General features: G+C 32.4%; 14 protein-coding genes. 10 read left to right on the top strand and 4 right to left on the bottom strand.

Going from position 1 to position 17888, the window contains the following annotated elements:
- The first annotated feature begins 162 nt into the window (after positions 1-162).
- Together EDB96_RS00830 and ybeY are read left to right on the top strand one after the other, a co-directional pair.
- Positions 163-3573, top strand: coding sequence for a hypothetical protein (locus tag EDB96_RS00830; RefSeq protein WP_134138786.1), 3411 nt, complete (start codon positions 163-165; stop codon positions 3571-3573).
- Entirely contained in the window at positions 3570-3989 is a 420-nt protein-coding gene (gene ybeY / locus EDB96_RS00825; RefSeq protein WP_134138785.1) for an rRNA maturation RNase YbeY, read from the top strand. The genes EDB96_RS00830 and ybeY overlap by 4 nt, the downstream gene beginning before the upstream one ends.
- A 291-nt stretch (positions 3990-4280) precedes the next feature.
- Here the strand turns inward: ybeY and EDB96_RS00820 are convergent, their stop codons facing one another.
- Positions 4281-4682 carry a hypothetical protein gene (locus tag EDB96_RS00820; RefSeq protein WP_134138784.1) on the bottom strand — a complete coding sequence of 134 codons (402 nt, stop codon included), beginning with the start codon at positions 4680-4682 and terminating at the stop codon, positions 4281-4283.
- A gap of 72 nt (positions 4683-4754) precedes the next feature.
- Between EDB96_RS00820 and mnmG the strand changes: the two genes are divergently transcribed.
- The 5 genes from mnmG to EDB96_RS00795 all read left to right on the top strand — a co-directional run bounded on the left by mnmG (position 4755) and on the right by EDB96_RS00795 (position 11828).
- The gene (mnmG, locus tag EDB96_RS00815; protein ID WP_134138782.1) at positions 4755-6626 is read left to right on the top strand and encodes a tRNA uridine-5-carboxymethylaminomethyl(34) synthesis enzyme MnmG; all 1872 of its coding nucleotides are present in this window, start codon (positions 4755-4757) and stop codon (positions 6624-6626) included.
- A 324-nt stretch (positions 6627-6950) separates the two neighbouring features.
- Positions 6951-7799, top strand: a complete 849-nt coding sequence (locus EDB96_RS00810) for a class I SAM-dependent methyltransferase (RefSeq protein WP_134138781.1) — start codon at positions 6951-6953, stop codon at positions 7797-7799.
- Between the two features lie 225 nt (positions 7800-8024).
- A complete protein-coding gene (locus EDB96_RS00805; protein ID WP_057115446.1) occupies positions 8025-8609 on the top strand; it encodes an OmpH family outer membrane protein in 585 nt (194 codons plus the stop codon).
- 101 nt (positions 8610-8710) lie between these two features.
- Positions 8711-10990, top strand: coding sequence for a helix-turn-helix domain-containing protein (locus EDB96_RS00800; RefSeq protein WP_134138780.1), 2280 nt, complete (start codon positions 8711-8713; stop codon positions 10988-10990).
- A 76-nt stretch (positions 10991-11066) separates the two neighbouring features.
- Positions 11067-11828: a hypothetical protein gene (locus EDB96_RS00795; protein ID WP_134138778.1), complete on the top strand. Its 762-nt coding sequence runs from the start codon at positions 11067-11069 to the stop codon at positions 11826-11828.
- 41 nt (positions 11829-11869) lie between these two features.
- Here EDB96_RS00795 and EDB96_RS00790 read toward each other — a convergent pair whose 3' ends face one another.
- Together EDB96_RS00790 and EDB96_RS00785 are read right to left on the bottom strand one after the other, a co-directional pair.
- The gene (locus EDB96_RS00790; protein WP_134138777.1) at positions 11870-12310 is read right to left on the bottom strand and encodes a hypothetical protein; all 441 of its coding nucleotides are present in this window, start codon (positions 12308-12310) and stop codon (positions 11870-11872) included.
- 123 nt (positions 12311-12433) lie between these two features.
- Positions 12434-13405, bottom strand: coding sequence for an SPOR domain-containing protein (locus EDB96_RS00785; protein WP_057115442.1), 972 nt, complete (start codon positions 13403-13405; stop codon positions 12434-12436).
- Between the two features lie 236 nt (positions 13406-13641).
- Here EDB96_RS00785 and dprA point away from each other — a divergent pair, with 236 nt between their 5' ends.
- Positions 13642-14742, top strand: a complete 1101-nt coding sequence (dprA, locus tag EDB96_RS00780) for a DNA-processing protein DprA (RefSeq protein ID WP_134138776.1) — start codon at positions 13642-13644, stop codon at positions 14740-14742.
- A gap of 258 nt (positions 14743-15000) precedes the next feature.
- On the opposite strand, the gene trpS is transcribed toward dprA, so the two are convergent.
- Positions 15001-15975, bottom strand: a complete 975-nt coding sequence (trpS, locus tag EDB96_RS00775; RefSeq protein ID WP_134138775.1) for a tryptophan--tRNA ligase — start codon at positions 15973-15975, stop codon at positions 15001-15003.
- Positions 15976-16239: 264 nt separating this feature from the next.
- Between trpS and EDB96_RS00770 the strand changes: the two genes are divergently transcribed.
- Both EDB96_RS00770 and EDB96_RS00765 read left to right on the top strand, forming a co-directional pair.
- Complete coding sequence (locus tag EDB96_RS00770; protein ID WP_134138774.1) at positions 16240-16623, top strand: GxxExxY protein; 384 nt, start codon at positions 16240-16242, stop codon at positions 16621-16623.
- A 141-nt stretch (positions 16624-16764) separates the two neighbouring features.
- A complete protein-coding gene (locus EDB96_RS00765; RefSeq protein ID WP_057115438.1) occupies positions 16765-17511 on the top strand; it encodes a lysophospholipid acyltransferase family protein in 747 nt (248 codons plus the stop codon).
- Positions 17512-17888 lie beyond the last annotated feature (377 nt).

The following is a 17888-nucleotide window of genomic DNA, read 5'->3' as shown; positions in this document are numbered from 1 at the left end:
TGTTTAAAATTTTGTTGCAAAGATACAACTTTAGATAAATCCCAATTTTTTAAAATTCCAAATTCCAAACACAGTGAATAGTTGGAATTTGGCATTTAATTTTTTGGAATTTGAATCTTTATAATTACTACTTTTATAGGTTATAATTAAAACAGATTTATTTTGAAAACAACATCTGCTATATACCAGAAGCTCGAGGCTTTCATTAAGAAATATTATACCAACGAACTGATAAAAGGAATGCTTCTTTTTACTGGTTTTGGTTTATTGTATTTTTTATTTACGCTTTTTGTAGAGTACTTTCTATGGTTAAAACCTTTAGGAAGAACTTTTCTATTCTGGTTATTTATTGCAGTTGAAGTTTTCCTTCTGGTTCGATTAATTATTTTCCCTTTGTTTAAATTATTTAAACTTCAAAAAGGAATAGATTATACTCAGGCCTCTAAAATTATTGGAAATCATTTCACAGAAGTAAGTGATAAACTAACTAACTTTTTACAATTATCAGCTGATAATAATGCTGAAAGTTCTGAATTGGTTTTGGCTTCGATAGAACAAAAAGCAAATTCTTTACAGCCAATTCCTTTTGGAAATGCCATTAATTTTAAAGCCAATAAAAAATATCTGCCATTGGCTTTGGTTCCAGTTTTGCTTTTTGCAGTGTTTTATATTTCTGGAAATAGCAATATTATTTCTCAAAGTTTGAATAGAGTAGTGCATTTCAATTCTGCATTTTTACCGCCAGCTCCTTTTAAGTTTGTGGTTTTAAATTCTAATTTGCAAGCAGAACAAAACAAAGATTTCGTGATCAAAATGGAATCAGTTGGGAATGTTGTTCCAGAAAATGTAATGATTCATATTGGTGATGAAAGTTATTTTATGGAATCTTCACAGCCAGGAAAGTTTGAATTTAAAGTTGAAAAACCAGCAGAAGATCTTAGCTTTTCTTTTGAAGGAAATAATGTTACTTCTCAAGAATATGAATTGAAAGTTATCACTGTTCCATCAATTGCAAACTTTGAAATGATTTTGAATTTTCCTTCTTATCTAAAGAAAAAATCAGAGACCATTCAAGGAACTGGAAACGCAATTGTACCTGAAGGAACAACGGTAACTTGGAAAATGAATACCAAATCGACTCAAGAAATTGTATGGAAAAGAGATAATGAAGTTTTTAGATTTAATAAGATAGAAAATGACTTTAAATTGGCTAAAAATATTATTCAAAATACAGAATATCAAATTCTTACGTCAAATGATAAGGTAAAAAACTACGAAAAACTAGATTATCAGCTGTCTGTTATCAAAGATCAGTTTCCAACCATCAATGTTGGTCCAGCACCAGACAGTTTAAAGCTGGATAAGAACTATATTTTAGGAAGATTAGGTGATGATTACGGACTTTCAAAACTACAAATTGTATACTACGAACGTAACAAACCTCAGTCTGCTAAACGTGGAAACATTCCGGTAAAGGCTGGTGTATTCGATCAGTTTGTTTTTAATTTTCCAAGTAACCTTCCGGTAGAGGAAGGAGTTTCATACGAATACTATTTTGAAGTTTTTGATAATGATGCGCCACATGGTTTTAAGAGTACAAAGTCTTCAACGTTTTCAGATCGTGTAGCTACAACAGACGAGATTCAAGATCAAGAATTGCAACAGCAAAATCAAAACATTAATAGTTTATCTAAATCTTTGAAGAACCAAAACAAGCAGATTTCAGAAATGGATAAGCTTCAAAATACCGGAAAAGAGAAAGATAATTTAGAGTTTAAAGATCAGCAAAAGATCAATGATTTTATCAAACGTCAGAAACAACAAGACGAAATGATGAAACAGTTTTCTGAAAAAATGAATCAGAACTTAGATAAATTTAAGGATGATAAGAAAGATAAAACGGCTGAAGATTTACAAAAACGTTTAGATAATGCACAGAAAGATTTAGAAAAGAATCAGAAGTTATTAGACGAATTGAAGAACTTAAACGATAAATTAAACAGTGAAGAACTGTTTGATAAGATGGAAAAGTTCAAACAAATCAGCAAAAACCAATCTCGTAATTTAGAACAATTGGTTGAGTTGACCAAGCGTTTTTATGTTTCTAAGAAAGCAGAACAAGTTGCTGAGAAACTATATAAACTGTCAGAACAACAGGAACAGTTATCTAATAAAGAGAAAGAAAACACTAAAGAAAAACAAGATGAAATCAATAAATCTTTTGATAAGATTCAAGAAGATTTAAAAGATTTGAAAGAGGAAAATAAGACTTTGAAGAAACCTTTGGACATTCCATCTGATGCTTCAAAAGAGAAAGATGTAGATAATGATCTTCAAAAAGCTTCAGAAGAATTAAGCAAAAAGAATACTTCTTCGGCTAAGCCAAAACAGAAAAGTGCTTCAAAGAAAATGAAAAGCATGGCTCAGGAAATGCAGAGCGAAATGGAAGGCGGCGAGCAAGAACAGATGGAAGAAGATGTAGCAATGCTTCGTCAGATTCTAGACAACCTTTTAGCATATTCTTTATCACAAGAAGATGTAATGAAACAGTTTAAATCTATGAAATTAGGTTCATCTGCATTTACAAAAAACATTAAAATTCAGCAGAATTTGAAACAACAATTCAGACATGTTGATGATAGTTTGTTTGCACTTTCACTACGTAATCCAAAAGTAGCTGAAGACGTAACCAAAGAAATTGGCAACGTACAATATAACATGGATAAAGCTATAGAAACTCTAACAGATGTTCAAATTCCAAGAGGAGTTTCACACCAGCAATATGCAGTTTCATCTGCCAATAAGTTAGCCGATTTTCTAAGTGATTTATTGAACAACATGCAGATGTCTATGTCTAAACCGGGTACTGGAAAACCTAAACCTGGAGACGGACAAGGAATGCAACTACCAGATATTATTCAGAAACAAAAAGGACTTGCTGATAAAATGAAAGAAGGAATGAAACCAGGTCAAAAGCCTGGTGATAAACCTGGGGAAGGTCAAGAAGGAAAGTCTGGTCAAGGACAAAGTGGAAAAGGAAAAGAAGGTCAGGGTAAAGAAGGGCAAGGTAACAAAAGCGGTGATAAAGGTTCTTCTGGTAAAGATGGAAAAAGCGGTAAAGGAGAAAAGGGAGATAAGAATGGAAATGAAGGTGAAGATGGAGAAGGAGATGCAGAAGCTATAATGGAGATATACAAAGAACAGGTTAAACTTCGTGAAGCTTTACAAAAAGAATTAGCGAAGAAAGGTTTAGATTCTCAAGGCAAATCTGTAATCGATCAGATGAAGCAATCAGAAAAGCAAATTTTAAATAAAGGATTTAAGAATGAAAACCTGCAGCGTATCTTAAATATTCAACAAGAATTATGGAAACTAAACAACGCAGTTCAGCAACAAGGACAAGATACACAAAGGCAATCTGAAACCAATAAAGCTGAATTTAGTAATCGTTCGAATGTTTTACCAAGTTCATTATTGGAATATTTAAACAGTGTAGAGATATTAAACAGACAATCACTACCTTTGCGCTCGAATTTTAATCAAAAAGTTCAAGAATACTTTAATACAAAATGATAAATTTTAATTACGAAACTGATTTTACTTTAGGAGACGAGCAGGCTTTTAGTGACTGGCTTAGTGCTGTGATTGTTTCTGAAAAGAAAAAAGAAGGAGAGATCAATTATATATTTTGTGATGATGAATATCTACATAAAATCAATGTTGAATATCTAGATCACGATACACTTACAGATATTATTAGTTTTGATTATACTGTTGGCAACGAGTTAAATGGAGATATTTTTGTATCTGTGGAACGTGTTGCAGACAACGCTAAAGACTTCAATGTTTCGTTTGCTGAAGAATTGAAAAGAGTACTTTCTCATGGAATACTTCATTACTGCGGTTACAAAGACAAAACAGAAGAAGATGCTCAATTAATGAGAGCGAAGGAAGAAGAAAAGATGAAGATGTTTCACGTGGAACAGTAATTAAATCTCTTTTTTATTTTTCAATGTTCCACGTGAAACGTTGTGATTTTTAATTTTTAAGAACGTTCCACGTGAAACATGTTTAAAGAAAATGAAGGTTTTTTTATAACGTTCCATGTGGAACGTTGAAGTAAAGAAATTAATAAAAGATTAAATCGTTCCACGTGGAACACGATTCTTGATAGGTTTTTAGAAGTAGAGAATGGAAGTTTAGGAAATGGTTCACGTGAAACATTTCGTTTTAAAGATTGTATTTTGAAAGTCTGGATTTAAAGTTCTATTTTGAAGATTCTATTTTGAAGATTCTATTTTGAAGATTCTGGTTTGAAGATTCTGGTTTGAAGATTCTGGTTTGAAGATTCTGGTTTGAAGATTCTGGTTTGAATATTCTGGTTTGAATATTCTGGTTTGAATATTCTGGTTTGAATATTCTGGTTTGAAGATTCTGGTTTGAAGATTCTGGTTTGAAGATTCTGGTTTGAAGATTCTGGTTTGAAGATTCTGCTTTGAAGATTCTGCTTTGAAGATTCTGCTTTGAAGATTCTGGTTTGAAGACTCCAGTTTGAAAACTCCAGTTTGAAAACTCCAGTTTGAAAACTCCAGTTTGAAGACTCCAGTTTGAAGACTCCAGTTTGAAGACTCCAGTTTTGGAATTTGGAATTTTATAGATTGAAAATTAACTATGCGTTCCACGTGGAACAAGAAAAAAATATAAATGTAATTCTAAAAACCGCGTTAGCGGTTTTTGGAGAATAATAAAACAAAATGTTTTTAGAAGAATACGATGTTATTGTGGTGGGTGCAGGCCATGCTGGTTCTGAAGCTGCGGCTGCGGCTGCAAATTTGGGATCTAAAACTTTATTGGTTACAATGAGTTTGCAGAACATAGCACAGATGTCTTGTAATCCTGCGATGGGTGGAATTGCAAAAGGACAGATCGTTCGAGAAATTGATGCGCTTGGAGGATATTCAGGAATTGTGTCGGATAGAACGGCAATTCAATTTAAGATGTTGAATAAATCAAAAGGACCTGCAATGTGGTCGCCGAGAGTTCAAAGTGATAGAATGCGTTTTGCTGAGGAATGGAGAATGATGTTGGAGGGAACTCCAAATCTTGATTTCTACCAAGAAATGGTAAAAGGACTGATTATTGAGAATGGAAAGATAAAAGGAATTAGAACTTCACTTGGTGTAGAGATTCGTTCCAAATCTGTTGTTTTGACAAATGGTACCTTTTTGAATGGTTTGATTCATATTGGAGAAAAACAATTCGGTGGAGGAAGAGCAGGCGAAAGTGCTGCAACTGGAATTACCGAGGATTTGATTAAAGCAGGTTTTGAAGCTGGAAGAATGAAAACAGGAACGCCGCCTCGAGTAGATGGGCGTTCTTTGGATTATTCTAAAATGAATGAAGAAAAAGGAGATGCGAAGCCATCGAAATTTTCGTATTCAGATGTGACAGCTCCATTAACACATCAGCGTTCTTGTTACATGACGTATACGTCATTGGATGTTCATGATATTTTAAGAGAAGGTTTTGATCGTTCCCCAATGTTCAACGGAAGAATCAAAAGTTTAGGTCCAAGATATTGTCCATCGATTGAGGATAAGATAAATCGTTTTGCAGATAAAGAACGTCATCAATTATTTGTAGAGCCGGAAGGATGGAATACTTGTGAAGTTTATGTAAACGGATTTTCAACTTCGCTTCCTGAGGATATTCAGTTTAAAGCGCTTCGTTCTGTAGCAGGTTTTGAGAATGTAAAATTCTTTAGACCTGGTTATGCTATCGAATATGATTTCTTTCCGCCGACACAATTAAAGCATACTTTGGAAACAAAGTTGGTAGAGGGATTATATTTTGCTGGACAAATAAATGGAACAACTGGATATGAAGAAGCAGCTTCTCAAGGTTTGATGGCTGGAATAAATGCGCATTTAAAAGTGCACGAAAAAGATCCGTTGATTTTAAAACGTGATGAAGCGTATATTGGAGTTCTAATTGATGACTTAATTACTAAAGGTACTGAAGAACCATATCGTATGTTTACATCGAGAGCAGAATATAGAACATTGTTGCGTCAAGATAATGCCGATTTCAGATTGACTCCAATGTCATACGAAATTGGTTTAGCTTCTGACGATCGTTTACGTAGAATGGAACAGAAATTAAACGAATCTGAAAAGATGGTTTCATTCTTCAAAGAAACGAGTGTTAGTGTTGCAGAAACAAATCCAATTTTGGAGGCAAAAGAATCTGCTCCAATTACACAAGGAGATAAAATGTTTAAAATTTTCTCTCGTCCACAAGTTGAATTAGAGGACATGGTGAAATTTGAAAAAGTCGCATCATATATTCAAGAAAATGATTTGGATGAAGAAATTGTGGAGCAAGCAGTTATTCAAGTAAAATATTCTGGTTATATTGAGAAAGAAAGAAATAATGCTGATAAACTAAATCGTTTAGAAGAAGTAAAGATTCCAGAGAATTTCGATTACAATAAAATTAAATCAATGTCAATTGAAGCAAAACAAAAATTAAGTAAGATACGTCCTGTGACAATTTCTCAAGCTTCAAGAATAAGCGGGGTATCACCAAGTGATATTTCCGTACTTTTGATTTATATGGGAAGGTAGTCTAATTTTAGATTTCAGATTGTTGATTTTAGATTTTAGTTTAAGTTGTATTATAAATCTAAAATGTGAAATGTTCCACGTGAAACCTTTTACAAAATAAATAATCTAATTTATCGTTTCACAATCTGAAAAAGACATATTTTCGAGTATAATATTTTCTAAAACTTCTGCAAAATAAGATTTGCAATTATGTTGAATATTAAATCTCGTGAGAACGAAAAGAATTTAAAAGAATAAAATAAAAAAACTAAAAATCCTAAAAGCGATAAAATTTCGTTTTTAGGATTTGCTATAAATTAAACCCAATATCTATAAAATTTAAAAATGAACGTTTTAAACAAAAAACACTTTCTAACTGTAAAAGACCATTCTGTTTCAAAAGAAATTTTTGATTTGTATTACGATGAAGAATTAGATATGCTAATTACTTCTCCACAACCCGAACTTCAAAATTTAGGAAAATACTACGAAAGCGAAGATTATATTTCGCATACAGATAACAAACGTTCATTATTTGAAAAAGCTTATCATTTTGTAAAAAATATTGCACTTCAAAACAAATTGAATTTAATTAATAGTGAACAGCCTAAAAAAGGTAAACTTCTGGATATTGGAGCTGGAACTGGAGATTTTCTTTTAACAGCAAAAAATAATGGCTGGGAAACAATTGGAGTTGAACCAAGCGAAAGAGCAAAGAATATTGCCAAACAAAAAGGAATTTCATTTGTGGAAGAAATGAGCAGTTTAGAAAATAATTCTTTAGATGTGATTACAATGTGGCATGTTTTAGAACACGTGCCAAATTTAGAAGTTCAAATTAAAGAATTGAAACGTTTACTAAAACCAACTGGAACATTAATTGTTGCGGTTCCAAATTACAAATCGTTTGACGCAAATCATTATCAAACTTTTTGGGCAGCTTATGATGTGCCCATTCACTTTTGGCATTTTTCAAAAAAATCAATTCAGCTGCTTTTTGAAAGGGTAGATATTAAATTAGAAAAAATACTTCCAATGAAGTTTGATTCATTTTACGTGAGTCTTTTATCAGAAAAATACAAAACAGGAAAAATGAATTATATCAAAGCTTTTTTTATTGGTTTGAAATCAAATTGGAAAGCTCAAAAAACAAATGAATTTTCATCACACATTTACGTGTTGAAAAATAAATAAGATTTTATAAAGCTATTTTTACCCTCGATGGGTGAGATGGCTTTTTTAGATTAAAAAAAGTCGTAAAAAATGCGATTTTATTCTAATAGTGTCAGTTTATTGTAAATATTTTTTCAATAAATAAAAACAATATCATAAAATTTGCGCATTTTTTAAACTTTATGCTGATGCTATTGATTTTTTTATATTTTTGTCTTCAATACTTAAAAAATAGAATTAAAAAAAATGAAAAAAGCATTAGTTATTATCGCACTTTCAGTTTTCGCAGTTTCTTGTAATAAAACAGCAGAGGTAAAGGAAGTAAAAACAGCTTACGTGGATACTTCGGTTTTGATGAAAGAGTACACTGAGGCAAAAGATTTAGAGGCAAAATACAAAGCTCAAGCGGAAGAAAAAGGAAGACAATTACAAGCTGAAATTTCACGTTTTAAACAAGACGCTGCTAATTTTCAAAGTCAAGCGCAGGCTAATGGTCAAGCATGGGCACAGCAAAGAGGTGCTGAATTGCAAAAAAGAGAGCAGCAACTAGGATATGCTCAACAAGCACTAGCACAACAATTACAACAAGAAAGTGGTGTAGAAATGGATTCTCTTGTTAGTGGAGTTAAAAAATTCATCAAAGATTACGGAAAGAAAAACGGTTATTCTTACATCTACGGAACTGGAGATGCTGCAAGTATTTTGTATGCTGAAGATAAATATGATATTACAAAAGATATTATTAAAGCATTAAATGATAAATATAAAGCAGAGCCAAAAACAGATGCAAAACCAGCAGCTGAAGCTAAAGAAGGCGAAGCAAAAAAATAAAACTACCAAACTAACTAAATTACTGAAAACCTAAATCCACTAAGATTTAGGTTTTTTCTTTTTATAAAAATGCGGTAATTTTATTTTTTAATACAAGCCCAATGCAAAACGTTTCAGAAGCGGCAGCTTACACTTTACAATTCATCAATCAGACGCAAAAATCTATTTTCCTTACTGGTAAAGCAGGAACAGGAAAAACTACGCTTTTACGCGAAATTATTGCCACAACCCACAAAAATACGGTAGTAGTTGCCCCAACAGGAATCGCTGCCTTGAATGCAGGTGGAGTAACAATTCACTCGATGTTTCAACTTCCTTTTTCAGCCTTTATTCCGTCTTACGAGGGGAATGCGCAATTTACAGACACTGTTAAGTTTGAAAATAAAGAATCGCTTCGCCGTCATTTTAAGATGAATAACGTCAAAAGAAATGTAATTCGAAATATGGAGCTTCTGATAATTGATGAAGTCAGTATGCTTCGCGCAGATTTATTGGATGCAGTCGATTTTATGATGCAGTCTGTGCGACGAAACAGCCAAGCTTTTGGAGGTGTTCAAGTTTTATTTATTGGAGATTTATTACAGTTACCGCCGGTTATTCGCGATGAAGAGTGGAGAACTTTGAAAAATTACTATCGAGGAAAATTCTTTTTTCATTCGCATGTGCTGCAGCTCAATCCGCCGATTTATATCGAGTTGTCTAAAATTTATCGCCAGACAGACGATATTTTTATTTCGGTTTTGAATAATCTGCGAAATAACCAGATTACACCAGAAGACGTTGCGGTTCTAAATCAATATGTTAAGCCCGATTTTGATTTCAAGGAAAACAAAGGCTACATAACGCTTACAACGCATAACGCTAAGGCAGATTCTATTAACTCACAGTCAATCAATGATTTACATGGTAAAGAGTATATATACACGCCGTTTGTTGTGGGCGATTTTCCAGAAAAGATTTTCCCAGTCGAAGAAGAATTAAAATTGAAAGTCGGAGCACAAATCATGTTCGTTAAGAATGATTTGTCTTTCGAAAAAAGATATTTCAACGGAAAAATGGGTGTAATCAAATCACTTTCAGACGAGGAAATCTTTGTTCATTTTCCAGAAGAGAATATGACACTTGAAGTGGAAAAGTACGAATGGAAAAATATTCGGTACAAAGTCAACGAACAGACAAAAGAAATCGAAGAAGAAGTTTTGGGCACATTTGCGCATTATCCCATCAAACTTGCTTGGGCGATTACGGTTCACAAAAGTCAAGGTTTAACTTTCGACAAAGCTGCGCTCGATGTATCGCAAGTTTTTCTGCCGGGACAAGCCTATGTTGCACTTTCGCGTTTGCGTTCGTTAAACGGGCTTATTTTGCTTTCTCCGATGCAGATGAATGGCATTTCGAACGATCAAGATGTGATGGATTATGCTTTGAACAAAGCAACAGAAGAAGTTTTAAAAAACTCACTGCATTTTGAAACCAAGAATTTTATTCATAACTATTTGATAAACAGTTTTAATTGGACAGAACTCGCGCAGGAGTGGCGAAATCATCGTTTTAGTTATAACGAAAATGCGGCAGGTTCAGAAAAATCAAAGCATACCGTTTGGGCACATAAGCGTCTAGACACAATCGAACAGCTTTTAGAGCCTTCGCAGAAATTCATCATTCAGCTGAATAAAATTTTCAGCAAAGAAACGGTTGATTTATTTTTTGTGAAAGAAAGGGTAGAAGCGGCCTATGATTATTTTTTCAAACCAATGGACAAATTAGTCGATGACTTGATTTATAAAATTGCTGAAATCCAAAAATTTAAAAAAGTAAAAGAGTTTTATGAAGAGCTTCATTTTTTAGAAGATCTGCAGACAAAAGCAGTTTTGAGATTATTGAAAGCAAAATTGTTGATCGAAGTTATGGTTTCTGGTGAAGCAATCTCCAAAGAAAAGCTTTCATCTCCATTTATTAGAAATTATAAAAGCAATAAAGCCGAAAGGATTCGTGATGAGCTTAAAATAACAAATACAGACATTTTTAGAACCGAAGAACCAGTTGTTCGATACAAACCAGCTAAAGCAGATAAAAATGAGCTTAAAACGGCTAAAAAGACAACAGTAGAAGAAACGTACGATTTGTGGCTGGAGAAAAATTCCGTTGAAGATATCGCAAGAATGCGTAAATTGAATGTTCAAACTATAGAAGGACACTTGATAAGACTTATTCAAGCGAAGAAAATTGACATTAACGAAGTTTTGCCTTATGATAAAATTTTGGCTTTGAGAGAAGCGTTTGAGTTTTATCAAGAAGAATCTCTAAGCGGTTTGAAAGAAAAACATGGAGATGAATTTAGCTGGGATGAACTAAAAATGTTCAAAGCCAGTATTAATTGATTTTCTAGAGGTCCCACGTGAAACATCATTTTCGTTTTTCAAAATACTTATTTATAACGCATTAAATTATTTTGATATGAAAATAGTCAGATTGTTTTTAATTTATTTTATGTTTTGTGCTTTAAGCATGAGCGCACAGGATTTGAAACCTGAATACCAAAAATTTGTTTCAAAATTTATTTCAGAAGTAAAAAGCGGTAATAAAACTGCCGTTTCAAATCGGATAAAATTTCCATTAAAAAGAGATTATCCAATTCCAGCGATAAAAAATAAAACAGATTTTGTTAAAAAATACGATCAAATTTTCGACCCGATTTTAGTTGAAAAAATTAGCAAATCAGATCCTGCAAAAGATTGGTCGGAAATGGGCTGGAGAGGAATTATGCTGAATCAAGGAGATTTGTGGATTGATACTGATGGAAAAATCATCAGCATAAATTACCAGTCAGAAGCAGAGAAAAAATTAAAAAATTCGCTGATTGCTTCTCAGAAAAAAAATGTAAACAGTTCGATTTCAGATTTCAAACAACCTGTTGCGGTTTTAGAAACGTCAAAATTTCGAATCAGAATCGATGATTTAGGAAATGGCAAATATCGCTACGCTTCTTGGTCAATCAAACAAAAAATGACAGACAAGCCAGATTTAGTAATTGAAAATGGAGTTTTCTTTGCCGATGGAACAGGAGGGAATCATCATTACGAATTTAAAAAAGGTGATTTTAGATATGAATGTCATTTTATCGTTTTGGGCGAAAAAAATTCGGCGCCTGCGGCGTTAATTGTATATCAAGCCGAGAAAAAAATTCTATCACAAGATGCAAAAATTGTTTCACGATAAACATTAAAAAAGCCTAATTCATAACGAATTAGGCTTTTTAATTAGATTGCTGAAATCACTTTTTCAAGTTCTTTTTCCTGAGTAATTTGAGTCAGTTTAAGCTTCTGAATGTTGACCTCATTTTCTTTAGTTTTGATTCTCTGCTTTTGAATTTCTTCATCAGAAATTGAAGATGTTGTAATCTTGTTTTCAATTTTCTGATTAGCAAGTTCAAGTTTGCTGATTTTTTCCTTCGTCGATTTCAAATTGTTTTCAGATTTCGAAAGGTTTTTCTTTTTGCTTTCCAGTTCTTTCTGCTCCTTCTTCAGCTGTTCAATTTTGTCATCCAATCTTTTATAATTTTCTTTTAAGATTTTTTGCGTTTCAGCTTCTGTTTTTTTTAGCTCTAAATTTTGAGCATTGTTACTTTGAATTTGCTGTGCAAAAAATGACTGCGAATTAAGCAATAATAAGAATACTAGGGTTTTGAAGATTTTATTCATTTTGTTTTAAATTTTTACGGGACGAATTTATTCGAAGGAATCTTCAAAAAGTGCCAGTCAAATTTTTTAAAACAACAGAATAGGACAAAAAAAATCCCGTTCAAAAGAACAGGATTTTTAAAATTATAAGTTTTCGACCAAGATCCAGGCTTGTGGATTTTCGCCTTTTTGTATTTCTTTCTGAGCTACTTCAGCTTCTTTCATTGTAGCATAACTTCCGTATAAAACCGGAAACAAACCGTGCTTATTTTCTTTTAGCATTCTAGCTTTAAAACCATCTTTAATTAATTGATTATAAGCTTTTCTAGCATTTTGTTCGCTTCTAAAAGCACCGGCCATAATGTGGTATGGCATTGTTGGCTCAACAGTTTCAACTTTAGCAGAATCTACAGAAAGCGTAACAGCTGGAAGCGGACTTTTGATAAAAAATGTTGCTTCTTGAATTTTGTCTTGTACTTTTTTCTGAACCGATTTTTCTACCAAAAGGGTTTGGTTATCAATTTGGTTTTGGTACAATGGATAACCGATGCTTCCTGTAATTCCAAGTCCTAAAACTAGAATAGCAGCATATCTTAAGAATGAATTTGAAGATTTAGTCTGTTCTTCGTTTTCATATAACAAAACAGCGTCTTTTTCTTTTGCCGCAATCTTTTCGATTTTTTTCTCGAAAATTTCTTTTTTCACAACTGGAGAAACAAAAGGACTTAATCCGAAAGAAGTAGCCAAATAGTTAGTTTGATCGTTTGGTCTGAAAACAATATTCCCTTCAGAATTTAAACGAAGCTCTCCAATGTTTTTTAAAAGAATAACACCATTTTCATCTAAAGTTTTTTTCCAATTTAAAACCTCAAAAGCAATTGCGCTAACTGCAAAACCATAAGATGTTTTTTCAGCTTGAGCAATATGATTTGCCAGCAATCCGTCATTATTTTTGATACGGCTGTTGAAAGAAATGGTTTTTTTTGGAGGAAAAAACGAATTAGTGCTCTCATTCAGCTGAGCCGAATGAATTTCGGTTAAAAATGCACCAAATCCTGGAACCGTTACACACTGATAACGATACAATAACTGCGAGATATATACTTCGATTTTCATAGTAACAAAGTTATGCATCGCTTATAGTTATCAAAATTTTATTCACAATTTTTATTAACAATTCACAATTATTTTTAGACAATTCGTTTTCAAATATTTAGCTCAATGTTTTGGCTTAGTACAAAAAGTAAATAGATTTTAATTTTAAAATTTATTAAGAAATTACTTTGTTTTAATGATATTTGCGCCTCCTAAAAAGTAAAATTATTTTTCTATTTTACATAATGTTTTAAAAGATGACCGATCAAGAATTGTTTTATTTATTAGCCCTGCTAAAGGTTGATGGAGTGGGTGATATAATGGGTAAAAAGCTGCTCCATTCATTTGGTAGTGCTCAAGCTATTTTTAATGCAAAAAACAATCAACTAGCAGCAGTTGACGGAATTGGAACGGTTTTATTGAAGAACTTAAAAGATAAAAGTGTTTTTGAAAAGGCTCAAAAAGAATTAGAATTCATACAAAAGAACAATATTCAGATTTCTTGCTTTAAAGATGAAAGCTATCCCGAAAGATTAAAGCATTGTATTGATGCGCCAATTTTAATTTTTACAGCTGGGAATATTGATCTTAAAAACAAGAAAATAATCAGCATTGTCGGTACTCGGCAGATTACTTCGTATGGAACTGAATTTTGTAAAAAACTGATCGAAGATTTGGCGCCCTTAGACCCTATAATCGTCAGCGGATTTGCTTATGGTGTTGATATTGTTGCACATCAAGCCGCGATGGATTATAATTTGCAAACGATTGGAGTTTTGGCTCATGGTTTAAATCAAATCTACCCCAGAACGCATAAAAAGTACATGGCAAAAATGGAGGAGAACGGCGGCTTTATAACTGAATTTTGGAGCGATTCTAATCCTGATAAAGAGAAATTTGTACGCCGAAATCGAATTGTAGCTGGAATGACCGAAGCAACAATTGTAATCGAATCTGCAGACAAGGGAGGTTCTTTAATAACGGCAAATATGGCCAATGAATATAATCGCGATGTATTTGCTGTACCTGGAAGAGTTACAGACAAATACAGTCAAGGCTGTAATAATTTAATTAAAACTCAGAAAGCTAATCTGTTAACAGATGCAGCCGATTTGATTTATATGTTGAATTGGGATATTAAAGAAAAATCAAAAAGTATTCAGAAAGAGCTATTTATAGAACTAGAACCTGACGAACAGAAGATCTATGATTTTCTTCAAAAAAACGGAAAAGAATTGCTGGACATTATTGCTGTTAAATGTGATTTTCCAATTTATAAAATGTCTGGAATTCTAATTAATATGGAACTTAAGGGCTTAATACGACCACTTCCTGGAAAACTTTTTGAGTCAATTTAACGCAGAAAATCTTATTTTTTATTTTTAAAGTGTTTGTACAATTTGTAAAGTATAAAAATCAGTAATAACCCAAATAGGATATTTAAGATTTGAAATAAATAGGGCGGCACATCATAATCTTCAATATATTTATTCATCTTTTTATTATTTAAAAGATTAATATAGATGAAGTTACAAAAAAATATTCAGATATTTTACAAAAAAAACGTTGACCAGTTTTGAAACTTGATCAACGTTTTAATTTATGAAACTTAAATTTTATTTTGTGAAACCAAGTACTTCGCGAACTTTTGCTAAAACACCATCGGCAACAACAGAAGCTTTTGCTGCACCTTTTTTCAATAGAGCATCTACCTCTTCAAGGTTATTGATGTAGTAATTGTATTTTTCTCTTTCAGTTTTGAATTTCTCTGTAATCAATTCAAACAAAGCTTGTTTCGCGTGACCGTAACCATAATTTCCGCCTAAATAATTTGCTCTCATTTCGGCAATCTGATCTTCATTTGCTAACAAAGAATAAATTGCAAAAGCATTACAAGTATCTGGATTTTTCGGATCTTCAAGCGGTGTACTGTCTGTTTCGATACTCATTACCTGTTTGCGTAACGCTTTGTCGTCCAAGAAAATATTAATAATATTATTGGCAGATTTACTCATTTTTCCTCCGTTTGTTCCAGGAATCAACATAATGTTTTCTTGAATTTTAGCTTCAGGAATTACAAAAGTTTCGCCCATTTGATGATTAAAACGAGAAGCAACATCACGAGTAATTTCTAAATGCTGCAGTTGATCTTTTCCAACTGGAACAAATTCAGCATCATACAATAAAATATCTGCCGCCATTAACATTGGATACGTAAAAAGTCCAGCGTTAACATCGTCTAAACGATCCGCTTTATCTTTGAAAGAATGTGCTAAAGTCAATCTTTGGAAAGGGAAAAAACAGCTTAAATACCAAGTCAATTCAGTAGTCTGCACCACATCAGATTGTCTGTAGAACGTCACTTTTTCGGGATTTAAACCACATGCAAGCCAAGCCGCAGCTGTGCTGTAGGTGTTTTCTCTTAAAGTTTTTCCGTCTTTAATCTGAGTAATCGAATGTAAATCAGCAATAAACAAAAAAGATTCGTTATCCGGATTGTTTGACAATTCGATTGCTGGAATAATTGCTCCTAATAAATTTCCTAAATGCGGTGTTCCTGTACTTTGAACACCCGTAAGTATTTTTGCCATTCTAGATTTTTTCTGAAATGCAAATGTCGTGATGTTTTTTTTAACCGCAAAGTGTGCAAAGGTTTATAGCAATGTTTTTGTTTTTTTTGTGAGTCATTTTAACGCAGAGCGCGCAAAGGGTTTTCGCAAAGGAAACAAGTTAATTTCTTTGAGATATTGCTTTGCAATAAGTTCACTAAGCTTTATCTTCTGTAAAGTAGTCTGAATTAAAACCATTCAATTAAATTATAAGAAAATATTTATAATTTTGATTTTTTTTAGATTATGACAGAAAACGAAATATCAAATATTGTAATTGGGTTAGCTATTGAAATTCATAAAAAACTTGGACCAGGTTTATTAGAAAATGTGTATAAGGAATGTTTGCTTTATAAGATTAAACAAAAAGGTCTTCTTGTCGAAAAAGAGAAAGCTTTGCCAGTAGTTTTTGAAGAAGTTAAGCTGGATTGTGGATACCGCATTGATTTGCTTGTGGAAAACAAATTATTAATAGAAATAAAAAGTGTGGAATCACTCACCGTTAATCATTTGGCTCAAACATTAACGTATTTAAAACTTGGAAATTTTAAACTCGGCCTTCTCATTAATTTTAGCGAAAGTCTTTTAAAAAACGGTGTCAGAAGAGTAGCGAATAATTTACAACAATAGCTTTGTGAACTGATTGCAAAGCAAAAGAACTTCTAAATCTTTGCGAAAACTCTTTGCGGTCTTTGCGTTAAAAGATATTTTGCGGTGGCATTAATAATTCTTTTTGTAAAATTCGCTTCTGTTTTTCTTACTTTTGAAACCATGAAAGGATTAAAGATTATTTTTTGGGTTTTATGGCGCGTTTGGTTTTACATTTTAATGGCCATTCCGATTTTGATTATGCTGCCGTTTTTACTGATTTCTATTATCTCAGAGAAAGGTTATCCCTATTTTTTTAAAATGGCTCGTATTTGGGCGAAATTTATCCTTTTCGGAATGGGTTTTTACTATACCGTAAAACGCGAACAGAAGCTCATTAAAGGCAAAAGTTATATGATTGTGGCCAATCATACCTCAATGACAGATATAATGCTTATGCTGGCCATAATTAAAAATCCGTTTGTTTTTGTTGGGAAAAAAGAGCTTGTGAAGATTCCGCTTTTCGGATTTTTCTATAAAAGGACCTGCATTTTGGTTGACAGAAGTTCTTCAAGAAGTAAAAATGAAGTTTTTAAAAGAGCTCAAAGCCGTTTAAATCAAGGTTTGAGTATTTGTATATTTCCAGAAGGCGGCGTCCCAGACGATGAAAGTATTTTGCTTGATGAATTTAAAGACGGGGCTTTCAGACTAGCAATAGATCATCAAATTCCGATTGTTCCAATAGTTTTTGCCGATAATAAAGAACGTTTTTCGTATACTTTTTTAAGCGGAAGTCCTGGCAGAATGAGAGTTAAAGTTCTTCCTTTTATAGAAACAAAAAATTTGACCATTGATCATAGGAAAGAACTTAAAGATCAGGTTCGAAATATAATTTACGATGGTTTGGTTGATTTCCAGAAGACCAAATAAATATAAAAGCCGATAGATTTCTTAAATCTATCGGCTTTTGTTTTTGAATTAAAAACCCCCCATTTTTATTCAAAAGTTATCTATGAATTATTTTTTCAGAAATAAAACGCAATACTTTTTTAAATTTCAATTTGGTTTTTCTTCGGTTTTTATTGTACAACAATTCTATTTTTTCTTTCATGGTTAAAAATATTAATGGTTGATAATAAAGAGTTTAAATTAATAACTCAAGTTAATGTCACATTATTATAGATAGAGAAAAATAAAAATGGTTGCGTCAAAATTGGAAAAAAAAGTAAAAAAAATTTGATAAAACCCGTTAGTATGAATTACTAACGGGTTTTAATTCAAATAACCAACCAATTTAAATTCTAAAA

This window comes from Flavobacterium sp. S87F.05.LMB.W.Kidney.N, assembly GCF_004366435.1.
In the GTDB taxonomy this organism is placed as follows: domain Bacteria; phylum Bacteroidota; class Bacteroidia; order Flavobacteriales; family Flavobacteriaceae; genus Flavobacterium.
Note: the sequence above shows the minus strand (reverse complement) of the source record. Positions and strands in the feature narration are given on the sequence as shown.